General features: G+C 33.7%; 10 protein-coding genes and 2 pseudogenes. 10 read left to right on the top strand and 2 right to left on the bottom strand.

Annotated elements, in window-relative coordinates; translation table 11 throughout:
• The first annotated feature begins 382 nt into the window (after nucleotides 1-382).
• From ovoA to FJR38_RS02615, 9 genes and pseudogenes are all read left to right on the top strand, one after another.
• Nucleotides 383-1760 (top strand): annotated as a pseudogene (gene ovoA, locus FJR38_RS02655) (5-histidylcysteine sulfoxide synthase).
• 41 nt (nucleotides 1761-1801) lie between these two features.
• Nucleotides 1802-2779, top strand: coding sequence for an L-histidine N(alpha)-methyltransferase (gene egtD, locus FJR38_RS02650; RefSeq protein WP_168535225.1), 978 nt, complete (start codon nucleotides 1802-1804; stop codon nucleotides 2777-2779).
• 111 nt (nucleotides 2780-2890) lie between these two features.
• Nucleotides 2891-4006 carry a mechanosensitive ion channel family protein gene (locus FJR38_RS02645; protein ID WP_168535223.1) on the top strand — a complete coding sequence of 372 codons (1116 nt, stop codon included), beginning with the start codon at nucleotides 2891-2893 and terminating at the stop codon, nucleotides 4004-4006.
• Between the two features lie 80 nt (nucleotides 4007-4086).
• A complete protein-coding gene (locus tag FJR38_RS02640) occupies nucleotides 4087-5670 on the top strand; it encodes a mechanosensitive ion channel family protein (RefSeq protein ID WP_168535221.1) in 1584 nt (527 codons plus the stop codon).
• Between the two features lie 305 nt (nucleotides 5671-5975).
• On the top strand, nucleotides 5976-6857 hold the full coding sequence (locus FJR38_RS02635) for a sterol desaturase family protein (protein ID WP_168493774.1): 882 nt from the start codon (nucleotides 5976-5978) through the stop codon (nucleotides 6855-6857).
• 86 nt (nucleotides 6858-6943) lie between these two features.
• Nucleotides 6944-7438, top strand: a complete 495-nt coding sequence (locus FJR38_RS02630) for a DUF427 domain-containing protein (protein ID WP_168493776.1) — start codon at nucleotides 6944-6946, stop codon at nucleotides 7436-7438.
• 140 nt (nucleotides 7439-7578) lie between these two features.
• Complete coding sequence (locus FJR38_RS02625) at nucleotides 7579-7755, top strand: hypothetical protein (protein ID WP_174763518.1); 177 nt, start codon at nucleotides 7579-7581, stop codon at nucleotides 7753-7755.
• Nucleotides 7756-7962: 207 nt separating this feature from the next.
• Entirely contained in the window at nucleotides 7963-8286 is a 324-nt protein-coding gene (locus FJR38_RS02620; protein ID WP_168493778.1) for a nucleotidyltransferase domain-containing protein, read from the top strand.
• Nucleotides 8283-8660 (top strand): HEPN domain-containing protein, encoded by a 378-nt coding sequence (locus FJR38_RS02615; protein ID WP_168493780.1) that lies wholly within the window; start codon nucleotides 8283-8285, stop codon nucleotides 8658-8660. Before FJR38_RS02620 ends, FJR38_RS02615 begins: the two co-directional genes overlap by 4 nt.
• A gap of 36 nt (nucleotides 8661-8696) precedes the next feature.
• On the opposite strand, the gene FJR38_RS02610 is transcribed toward FJR38_RS02615, so the two are convergent.
• Nucleotides 8697-10223, bottom strand: a complete 1527-nt coding sequence (locus FJR38_RS02610; RefSeq protein WP_168535219.1) for a glycine betaine ABC transporter substrate-binding protein — start codon at nucleotides 10221-10223, stop codon at nucleotides 8697-8699.
• 25 nt (nucleotides 10224-10248) lie between these two features.
• Nucleotides 10249-11016 (bottom strand): ATP-binding cassette domain-containing protein, encoded by a 768-nt coding sequence (locus FJR38_RS02605; protein WP_168535217.1) that lies wholly within the window; start codon nucleotides 11014-11016, stop codon nucleotides 10249-10251.
• A gap of 174 nt (nucleotides 11017-11190) precedes the next feature.
• On the opposite strand from FJR38_RS02605, the pseudogene FJR38_RS28045 reads away from it, so the two are divergent.
• A pseudogene (locus FJR38_RS28045) lies at nucleotides 11191-11568 on the top strand (FAD-dependent oxidoreductase); the annotation flags it as partial.

Here is an 11568-nt window from a genome sequence, read left to right as displayed (position 1 = left end):
CTTTTCTTTTCTTTTCTGTTCCCTGTTCCCTGTTCTTGCACTCACGGTATTTCCGTTGTCAAGGGTGTAAGTGCCAATTTCCCTGTTCCCCGTTCCCTGTTCCCCGTTCCCTGTTCCCTGTTCCCTGTTCCCTGTTCCCTGTTCCCTGTTCCCTCTCTCAACGAGTGAATTTAATTTTGTCCGACTACTTAATACTCTGTGATCAGGGAAAAATGAAAGTAATTGTTAGATAAATAATGATATCTTAACTTTTCTTTAGCTAAAATTCCAAAATAGTTAAATTTTGGTTAAATATGAAAAACCATTACCAATGTAGGGTATTTAAAAATATATAGATTAAAACTTGAATAATCGCTTTGCTGCTAGAACTCTAGATAACCCCATGAAAACAATTAGCAAATATCATCAAATCCCATCTTCTGATATTCCTAGACTTAATCATTGTCATCAGCAAATTCTACTTAACTATTTTGAAAATTCTTGGAATTTAGAAGAAACACTGTTCAAAAGTTTAATTAATGAAGATACATTTTACTTAAATCCTGACCCTTTAAGAAATAAATTAATTTTTTATCTTGGTCATTCCGCAGTTTTTTACATCAACAAATTAATTCATGTTGGTTTACTCGCAAATCGCATTAATCCCCAATATGAAATCCTCTTTGAAATTGGCGTTGATCCAGAAACACCAGCAGAACTAGAAACTGCTACAAAAGATATCATCTGGCCTGATATTTCTCAAGTTTGGGAATACCGAGAAAAAGCCAAAGCCGAAATTACTAAAGTTCTTGAAAATACTCCCTTAAATCTGCCTATTAATCAAGAATATCCCCTTTGGGCTTTATTAATGGGAATAGAACACAGTCGCATCCATTTTGAAACCTCATCTATGCTACTGCGTCAACTACCTGTTGATAAATTAAAGCGTCCCCAAGACTGGAATTATGCCCCTACAAATGGGAAAGTTCCTGATAATCAAATGAGAGAAATTCCCGGTAGGTGTAGTTAAATTAGGTAAAAAAGAAAATGATTTTACTTTTGGTTGGGATAGTGAATATGGTAGTTTAGAAGTTGAAGTAAAACCTTTTTTAGCAAGTCAGCATTTAATCACCAATGGCGAATTTTTAGAATTTGTGAAAGCTAGTGGTTATGAAAATGCAGATTATTGGAATGTTGAATCTTGGAACTGGAAACAACTATATAATGTCCAACATCCAAAATTTTGGATACTCGAAAATAACGGAAAATATCGCTATCGAGCCACATTTGATGAGATGGATTTACCTTTAGATTGGCCTGTAGAAGTCAACTATTATGAAGCAACAGCTTACTGTGCTTGGAAAGGTAAACAACAAAATAAAAACCTGCGTTTAATAACAGAAGCTGAATGGAATCAAGCCCTAAAGATATCAGAAGAATTTTCTGAACAAAATAATTTAGACAATAACTATAATCTCAACTTACAATTTATTTCACCTTCTCCCGTAGGGATGTTTTCAGCAAATCATAAATCTGGTATTTTTGACTTGCGTGGTAATGTTTGGGAATGGTTAGGAGATACATTTTACCCCTTACCAGGATTTCAAACTCATCATCTTTATGAAGACCAATCTGCACCTTTTTTCGATGGTAAACATCAAATGATGCTCGGTGGTTCTTGGGCTACAAATGGTACAATGGCGTTACCTTGTTATCGTAATTGGTTTCGTCCCTATTTTTATCAGCACGTTGGTTTTAGAATTGCTGAAAGTTTGGATTAAATATCTTTTTGATCACGCAAATTCACAGAGAGGATTTAGAAATGATTGCTCAACCTTTAACAGTTTTAGATCATCATTATCAAGAATTGAGAGACGACGGGGAAGATGTGATTAAGGGGTTAAGTAAAAACCCCAAGACTTTATCTCCCAAATATTTTTATGATGATCATGGTTCTCAACTTTTTGAAAAAATTTGTGAGTTACCAGAATATTATCCCACACGCACAGAAGCCTGGATTTTACAACAATATGCTGATGAAATTGCGACAATCACAAATTGTTGTGAATTAATAGAATTAGGTAGTGGGAGTTCTACTAAAACTCAAGCTTTATTAGATGCTTATCAAAAAATAGCTGATTCTTGTAGATATCTTCCTATTGATGTCAGTGGAGGTATTCTCAAAACCAGCGTTTTACAGTTACAAGAAAAATATCCTGACATTGATATTCATGGGTTATTAGGAACTTATGAACAAGCATTAGTGCATCTAGAATCAAATTATTTACAATCAAGAATGTTGTTTTTCTTGGGAAGTTCTTTAGGGAATTTTAACCCAGAAGAATGTGATATTTTCTTAAATCAAGTTTCTCGCACTTTACAAACTGGAGATTACTTTTTACTAGGTGTAGATTTACAAAAACCCAAGGATATTTTAGAAGCAGCTTATAACGATAGTCAAGGTGTGACTGCTGCTTTTAATTTGAATATGCTTTCTCATTTGAATTGGCGTTTTCAAGGTGATTTTGATATCAATTTGTTTAAACATCAAGCCATTTATAATCAGGTAGATAATCAAATTGAAATGTATCTCCATTGTCAAAAAAATAATTTAGTATCTTTAGAAGCATTGGATTTAAAGGTTTCCTTTGAAGAGGGAGAAAGTATTCTCACAGAAATTTCCCGAAAGTTTGATTTAGCAACTATGGAAAAACAATTGCAAAGTAAAGGATTAAAAACTGTGAAAACTTGGACAGATGAAAAAGGGTGGTTTGGATTGATTCTTTGTCAACTTAAATGAGTTTTGTGTCAGTATTCAGAAACCACAATTAAAAATATTTGTAAATTTCTGAATGCTGATAATTTTCTCATGTTATAAAATCAACAAACTCAAATATCTATCAGGGTAAATATGGAAGCTATCTGGAACGCGCTCAAAAGTATCGACTATTCTAATTTTCCCATTGCGAAAATTGCTGCTGTAGTTGTCATTCTGACGCTGACACAGACATTAAGAAGATTTGTTCTGGCAGTGATCATTAAAACAATTGAAAATTTTACCAAGAAAACAGAAACTACTCTTGATGATGAATTAATTGCTATTGTTAAGCCAGCTTTAAATTGGCTAATTCTCATTGGTGGATTTTGGCTGATTAAGGAAATTCTGGCAGAGGAATTAGGTTCTAAATTAACCGATACTATTGGTAAAAGTCTGAACCTAATAGTTGTTTTTATTATTGGCTATGTTGTTTATCGTAGTTCTTCAATTTTAGGACAAGTAATTGCTAACATAGTGCTGCATACTGAAACTGAACTTGATGAATTGCTTAGACCTTTGATGCCGAAAATTTTTCAATCGGCAGCAATTATTGTACTGACAATTAAAATCAGTGAAATATTTTTAGGACAATCAGCAGCAGCACTTGTGGGTTTACTCGGTGGTGCTGGTATCACGTTAGGTTTACTCTTCAAAGACATTGTTTATGATTGGTTTTGTACGATTATTATCTACTCTGATAATCTCTATAAAGAAGGTGATTGGGTGGGAATATCAGGAGTAGATGGATTTGTGCAGATCCTCGCTATTGGATTTAGAACCACAACACTGCATCTAGCTAAGTGGGGTTCAATCGTCAAAATGCCCAATTCTCGCATGATTTCTGGAATTGTCGAAAATTGGTCACAAAATCCAGGGGAAGAATTAAAGTGGGGACTGAATTTAATTCTCAAAATTGATGGTATTTCCGCAAAACAAACTGCGAGAATTTGTGATGCTATTCAACAAATACCAACATCTATTCCTGGCTTTTCTCCTAAGTGTACAGTACGTTTCAAAAATATTGAAAAGAATGCCAGAGTTATTGAACTTATGGCATTTGTTAATGATGATAATCTCTACTTTGATGCTGAGAAAAACTTAAATCTAGCCATCTTGGAACTTTTAGAACAAGAGGGTATTGATTTTCTATATGTGGATCTCAGAACAGAACCAGAAAAATATAAACCGATGCAAAACAGCAACAATTAAAAAAGTTCAAAATAGATATACCCGAATTCTTTGAGGATTTGGGTATTTGGGTATCATGAAAATGCGAAAATCACCTAACTATGAACCTATTAATTATTTTGGCTGAAGTCGGCATTTTAATAATTGCTTTTATCTTATTAAGATGGCTTGTAGGTAAGTTATTCAAGCTGTTGGTTAGATTATCAATATTGAAGGGTGACGATTTAAAAATCAAAATTCTGCGTCGCAATATTACTGGCTTATTGTTGCTTACTTGCTTAGTGTTAAGCATTTTGATTGTCGGTGCTAATGGTTATCTGATCTATCGGGGTGAAGACATCCAACAATATACAATAGCCCTGATTCGCAAGATTCCATCAGGATTTTGGATGAGATTAGGAATTGGTATTGCTGAAAGTAGTGTTGTTGTAATTGCAGCGGTCATAACTCTAAAAGTTATCAAATCTTGGTTAAAAATAGCTAGTAACCGCGCTAAGAACTTAGATCAAAATACCGCCGATGATGAAAGTATTGACGCTTTTTTTACCGCACTCAATCAAAGAATCAGAGGTGGAATTTGGTTATGGGTTCTGATTGCTTGTACACAATTTCTCAAATTACCCGCAGTAGTTTCTGAATATCTATATATCGCATTGCGGATTTATTTGATCATTAGTGTGGGATTACTCATTCTCAAAGCAGTTGCGGCCATTGTTGACACTCTAGATGTTCTGAGCGTTAGATACTCCAGTCCTGATAATCTATTAAGATTTTATGATCGTCTCCAACACCTGATTCCTTTTTTGAAACGGTGTTTAGAATTTGTGATTTACGTCTGCACTGTCACATTAGTAATTCAGCAGGTGCAGTTAATAGCCAAGCTGGCTACTTTTGGTTTAAAAATTATCAAAATCATCGCTATCATTTTCATAAGTCGTGTGATGTTTGAGGTGATTTACTTATTACTAGAAGAGGTGCTTTTCAAAGATCAGGATTTGACTGACACCCAAAAAAGCAGACGTTTAACTATGATTCCTTTGTTTCGTAGTTTATTACAATATTTAATTTACTTCAGTGTTGCAATTTCCATTCTCTATATTCTCGATATTAATCCTACTCCTATTCTAGCTGGTGCTGGAATTGTTGGTATCGCTGTGGGATTAGGCGCACAAACACTAATTAATGATATAGTTTGTGGTTTCTTTATTCTTTTTGAAAATTACTATTTGGTAGGTGACTATATTGAAGCTGGGAAAGCTGAAGAGAAAACAGTAGAAGGTACTGTTGAAGCCATTGAACTGAGAACTACCCGTATTAGACATCCCAATGGTCAATTACAGATTATTCGTAATGGGGATATTGGTTCAATTACTAATTATTCCAAACAATACATATTTGCAGTAGTGGAAGTTTATGTACCTTACAATTCTAATTTAACTCATATATATCAAGTGATTGAAGAAATAGGACAGCAGTTAAAAACAAATGATCCAGATGTCCTTGAACCCACCCTAGTAGATGGGGTAGAAAGTATGGGTGAATCTAATTTGTTGCTGCGAACTTTGACAAAGGTAAAACCAGGAAAACATATTCAGATCCAGCGAATTCTGCGGAAAATGTTTATGGATACTCTATTGGTGGAAGGTATTCTCCTTCCTGCTGGTAATGAAAGTAAGGAAGATTAATTTGATATACTCTGAGTGATTGAATCCTCATTCTTCACAAATGTGGGCAAATTAGGCAATTAGTTAAGTTTTGTTTTTAGGATGCCTCTTAAATTCACCAACAATGATATTCTCTATAACAATAATATCAAGATACTTCTTTACATCTTGAATTATAGCGTTTCCTAATCACATGAGGTATATCATAGCCCCCTCATCGCTTGCGGGGAGGGGGTTGGGGGTGGGGTTCTTGTACCTCACTCAACCGAGAAACGCTATATCTTATCTCTAGACATTGACTGAGATGATTTTCATGGGTTATAAAAATGCAAAAGTTCTTTAATTGCTGTTTAGAGTTAGAATTTTATTTTAAGATTGCTATTAGTTGTACAATTGTTCAGCAAGTATTTTATTTTCTGTTCAATAATATAGAACTTAATTTTATCACCCAGGTATTACTATACTGGCTGATTGGTTCTATCTCATTTTATGTGATTGGGTTTTTCATTGAAAAATTCATCAAAAGTAAAGATAGTTTAACTAAAAAATTAACTGCAAGAGTTAAGAAAGTCAAAAAGCAATCATTTCCTGCTTTTACTTTAAAAGGTATAATTACAGGAGAAATTAAAAGTTTAATAGCAGCATTAATCATACTATATTTAGCTCCAGAAGTTCATAGAGATAATAATTTAATTCTAAATTTTGGATGGTTTTTGATGAGAATAGTTGCGGCTGATTTCTGCTTTTATGTAGCCCATAGATTATTTCATACAAAATCATTTCTCAAAATTCATCTTAAACATCATGAATTTCAAGATACATCAAGTTTTGTAGCTGGACATAAAAGCCTTCTGGAATATATTATTGTTACCATCACAGATGTTTTACCTATCCTTATTTTTGGATATGATATAACTCAACTTTGTGCATGGACTTTGATAGGTAATATTTATAATTTAGAAGGACATAGTTCTTTATCAATATTTTTTATTCCCTCAGATTTTCATGACCTTCATCACACTGGTTTCAATGGAAATTATGGCATTCATGGCTTTTGGGATAGAGTATTTAATACACTAAATCCTATTAATAAGAAGCCGGGAATTATGTTTCCTGTAAGTTTGATTGAGTATAAAACTATGAAATTATTTAGTAGTATAGATAAATATAATTCTTTTGATAATCATGATTACGAATCTAAAATATAACGAAGTAAAAGATATACTGTAGAATTAGATTAATAAGAATTTATTGGAAATTCTAATTTCCACTTCAGAAAAGGAACTTACTCACAATGAGACCAAATCCCATTCCCCCACAACCCGGTCAAGAATCTGTTTGGGACTATCCCCGTCCAGCGATTTTGGAAGATACCGACAAACATCTAAAAATCATTTACAATGATATCGTTTTAGCAGAAACTAATAAAGCAAAAAGAGTTTTAGAAACTAGTCATCCTCCTGGTTATTATATTCCTGCTGAAGATATTAAATTAGAATATTTAATAGCTACACCTAGAAAAACTATGTGTGAATGGAAAGGTATATCTGAATATTATGATGTTTCTGTGGGGGATAAATATGTAAATAATGCTGCTTGGCGATATATTCAACCTACTCCTAATTTTCAATCCATCCAAGAATACTATAGTTTTTATCCTGGTTTAATGGATGCTTGTTATGTGAATGATGAGTTAGTTAAAGCTCAATCTGGTGGTTTTTATGGGGGATGGATTACTTCTGATATTGTTGGACCCTTTAAAGGTGAACCAGGTACTTGGGGATGGTAAATAATGAAAATTTCAGTTGTCAAAATTGATAGTTTGACAATTCATGAACATCATCTAGAAATAATCTATACAATTTATTTGATGATATAGATTTAATTCCTACTTTCCGAAAAATAGAAATTGAGGAAAGTAGGTTATTTATGAAAAGATGTTTGGAGAAATGTTTAACAGGTAAAGCTTTAGATATGTTTACGGAGGAAATTTTATCATATACAAGAATTGATTGGGATAAAATAGAGGATAGATATAATTACGTTTACGCAACAGAACACGCTATACCTAATTGGATATTTGATAAAATTAAGGAACAGTTGTAAAAACTAACTACCCGACTTCCTGGTTATTACATTTCCGCTGAAGTACAAATTTATCTGCGTTTATCTGCGTTTATCATCTTCTATCTGCGGTTAATTCTTTCTTCGGTGTACCTCGCTTAGATAAGAATCGCTATATTACGGGTTGCGATAAAATAGTATTTATAGACCGAAACCCAATCATCTGAAACCAAAGGAATGATTTAAGCAATGAAAAAATCACAGCTTGATCTCATATTACAAGAAGTTAAACAAGCGTTACAAGAACTTTATCAAAACCAACTGGAAGCAATTATTCTATATGGTTCTCAAGCGAGGGAAGACGCTAAAGAATTTTCTGATATTGATATTCTCGTTGTTCTGAAATCAGAGATTAACCCCTATCATGAAATTGATAAAACCAGTCAGATAATCTCCAATATTTGTCTAAACAACGATGTTGTTATTTCTCGTCACTTTATTTCTTCAGCAAAGTTTGAAAATGAAAATACTCCCTTTAATTATAATGTCAAAAAAGAAGGCATTTTTCTATGACATCTCAGGAGAAAAAATTTATAAAAAAAGCTAAAGAAAGCTTACTAGCTTCCGAGATTCTAGCAGAAAATAAATTATATAACTTTGCTGCTTCCAGAGCTTACTATACCATGTTTTATATTGCTGAAGCCTTTTTGTGGCAGCAAGAGTTAACTTTTTCAAGTCATTCTGCTGTGATTTCATGTTTTGGTAGAGAAGTTGCTAAAAAAGGAATTGTTCCCCTGGAGTTTCACCGTTATTTGATTGATGCTCAAGATAAAAGGACACAAGGAGATTATAGTATTGATGATACCCTTCAGTTGAGTGAGGAAGATGTGAGAATTTTGATTGAACAAAGCAAAAAATTTATTGAAATTGCCGAAAAAACTTTATAAAAAGGTTTATATTTTTGAGAATCAAACATCTGAAAATTATAACTTTTGAGATTTTAACCACTCCCTCACTACTTCTGAAACAGGTTGAGATTGATTATCTACTTGATAATTCATCTTTTGTATTTCTGTTGTAGAAATTTTACCAGATAATTGATTAATAGTATCTGTGAGTTCTGGATATTTTTGGAGAATTTCTTGATTAAAAATAGGTACAGCTTGATAGGGAGGAAAGTATTTTTTATCATCTTCTAAAATAACTAAGTTTAAAACTGGAATTAAGCCATCTGTAGAGTTTGCAGCGATAAAATCTACTTGTTTTTCCTTTAAAGCTTGATACATTAATCCTAATTCCATTTGTTTAATGTTGGCAAAATTTAAGCCATAAGTTTTAGATAAACCTGGAAAACCGTCTGCACGTTCTAAAAATTCATAACCAAAACCTGCTTGCATTTGGGGAGTATATTTAGCAGCTTCCGATAAAGTTTTGATTTGCAATTTTGTTGCATCTTCACCACGAATAATCATAGCAAAGGTATTTTCAAACCCTAAAGATGGCATAACTGTTAATTTATATTGATCTTGATATTCTTTTTTAACTTTTTCATAAACAAGTTGAGGATCTGTAATTACTTTTTCTTTTAAAACTGCTGTAAATGCTGTACCTGTATATTCTACATAACCTGCTATTTTACCCACTTTCACTGCTTCATGAGCAATAAATGTTCCACCTAAATTAAAACGACGATCTACTTTTAATTTTGTGTGAGTTTCTATTTGTTGAGCGAGAATTTCTCCTAAAATAACTTGTTCTGTGAAATTTTTTGAACCGATAATAATTGTTGCTGGTTTTTGTTGATAGTTAAATGCTATTAATCCGGCTATAATTAAACCGATTATTCCTAGAATGATACCTATTTGTTGATTAAACTTACCTTTATTTTCTGTTTGTTTAGTAAGATTCTTTTCTAATAATCCTAAACCAAAATCTGCACTCAAAGCGATAAAAGCAGCGGGTACAGCACCTGCTAAAATCAATTCATTGTTAACTGTAGAAATTCCTCTAAAAATAAATACTCCTAAACCACCACCACCAATAGCAGCAGCAATTGTGGCAATTCCTACAGATATCACAGTTGCAACTCTCACACCTGCTAAAATAACTGGTAAAGCCAGGGGAATTTCTACTTGTAATAATAATTGTTGATCTGTCATTCCCATCCCTACACCAGCTTCTTTAATGGCGGGATTGATACTATTAATGCCAATAAAGGTATTACGAATAATGGGTAATAAAGCGTAAAGAGTCAAAGCAAATATAGCGGGAGTTTTCCCAATTCCTCCCAGAAAAGGAACAGAAATTAAAAAACCAAAGATGGCTAAACTAGGGATAGTTTGGATAGCGTTTGCTAAACCAAGAATAGGAGAAGCTAATTTTGGTTGACGAGTGATGAAAATTCCCACAGGAAGACCAATGGAAATAGCTACAGTCATAGCTATTATGACTAATATTAAATGTTCTCCACTGCGAAGAATAATTTCTGAAGCATATTGAAATAAAAACATAATCTCTGTAGTTGTTTCTCTAAATTTAATTAAGGTTTTCCCAACTATTGGCAGTATTTAAACAAGCCAAAAAAGCCTTTGCTTCTGGATGTTGAGATTGGATAAATTCTCTTCTTGTTCCTAAAAATACTAAATTTCCTGCATACATTAAACCAATTCTAGTTGCTAAAAAGAAAGCTTCTTGAATATCATGGGTGACAAATACCACCGTTTTTCCTAATTGTCTTTGCAAATGTTGAAACTGTTGTTGTAATTCCAAACGAGTAATAGGATCAAGTGCGCCAAAAGGTTCATCCATTAATAAGATTGGTGGATCTGCGGCTAAAGCCCTTGCAACTCCCACTCTTTGACGCTGACCTCCTGATAGTTGATGGGGATAACGTTGAGCAAATTGTTTAGGTTCTAGTCCCACTAAGTCTAACATTTCATATATTCGTGCCTCAATTTTCTGTGGTGACCATTTTTCTAAAGATGGGACAAGTCCGACATTTTCCCCAACTGTAAAATGAGGAAACAAACCTGTTTCTTGGATGACATAACCAATCCGTCTTCGTAGTTTAATAGCATCCCAGTTAGTCGTCGGCCGGGAACTTACTAAAACCTGTCCTTGGGTGGGTACAAGGAGATGATTAATTAATTTTAAAGTTGTGGTTTTGCCACTTCCACTACGCCCCAATAAAATTAAGGCTTCTCCTTGATAAATGCTAAGATTTAGATGAGATAATAAGGGACGGTAGTTAATTTCCAAACTGACATCCTGAAATTCAACGGCGATTTCTGATATTGAAGACATTTTGATGTTTGAATTATTGGGGATTTTTTCACTGAATCAGGTTGAACAAATAATGATTTTTCCCGGCTATTCCTGTAGCCAAGGTAATAAAAACTGAAAGTTACTTTCAATATAAGCTAGAATACTGACTGTAACTAGCTTTTTTAACTTTTAATTTTTAATTCTTAATTGGTTATGACTATGCACAATTCATTTGAATTCCAAGATGCTTATGATGTAATTGTCGTCGGTGCAGGTCACTCCGGTTGCGAAGCCGCACTTGCTACTGCCCGTCTCGGTTGTCGAACTTTGCTATTAACTCTAAATTTAGATAAAATCGCGTGGCAACCCTGTAACCCCGCAGTAGGTGGACCTGCCAAGTCGCAATTAACCCATGAAATAGATGCTTTAGGTGGGGAAATTGGCAAGATAGCAGACCGAACATACCTACAAAACGCATCCTCAATTCTTCACGGGGTCCGGCAGTATGGGCATTACGGGCGCAAACTGATAAAAGAGAATATGCGGCAGTAATGAAGGGAATTGTCGAAAATCAAGAGAATTTGACAATTC

The organism is Anabaena sp. UHCC 0253, from assembly GCF_009712085.1.
GTDB lineage: Bacteria > Cyanobacteriota > Cyanobacteriia > Cyanobacteriales > Nostocaceae > Dolichospermum.
Note: the sequence above shows the minus strand (reverse complement) of the source record. Positions and strands in the feature narration are given on the sequence as shown.

Coding starts and splice junctions, on each gene's coding strand:
- egtD (WP_168535225.1), top strand. CDS start 1,802: ATGATTGCTCAACCTTTAACAGTTTTAGATCATCATTATCAAGAATTG.
- FJR38_RS02645 (WP_168535223.1), top strand. CDS start 2,891: ATGGAAGCTATCTGGAACGCGCTCAAAAGTATCGACTATTCTAATTTT.
- FJR38_RS02640 (WP_168535221.1), top strand. CDS start 4,087: ATGAACCTATTAATTATTTTGGCTGAAGTCGGCATTTTAATAATTGCT.
- FJR38_RS02635 (WP_168493774.1), top strand. CDS start 5,976: ATGCAAAAGTTCTTTAATTGCTGTTTAGAGTTAGAATTTTATTTTAAG.
- FJR38_RS02630 (WP_168493776.1), top strand. CDS start 6,944: ATGAGACCAAATCCCATTCCCCCACAACCCGGTCAAGAATCTGTTTGG.
- FJR38_RS02625 (WP_174763518.1), top strand. CDS start 7,579: ATGAAAAGATGTTTGGAGAAATGTTTAACAGGTAAAGCTTTAGATATG.
- FJR38_RS02620 (WP_168493778.1), top strand. CDS start 7,963: ATGAAAAAATCACAGCTTGATCTCATATTACAAGAAGTTAAACAAGCG.
- FJR38_RS02615 (WP_168493780.1), top strand. CDS start 8,283: ATGACATCTCAGGAGAAAAAATTTATAAAAAAAGCTAAAGAAAGCTTA.
- FJR38_RS02610 (WP_168535219.1), bottom strand. CDS start 10,223: ATGTTTTTATTTCAATATGCTTCAGAAATTATTCTTCGCAGTGGAGAA.
- FJR38_RS02605 (WP_168535217.1), bottom strand. CDS start 11,016: ATGTCTTCAATATCAGAAATCGCCGTTGAATTTCAGGATGTCAGTTTG.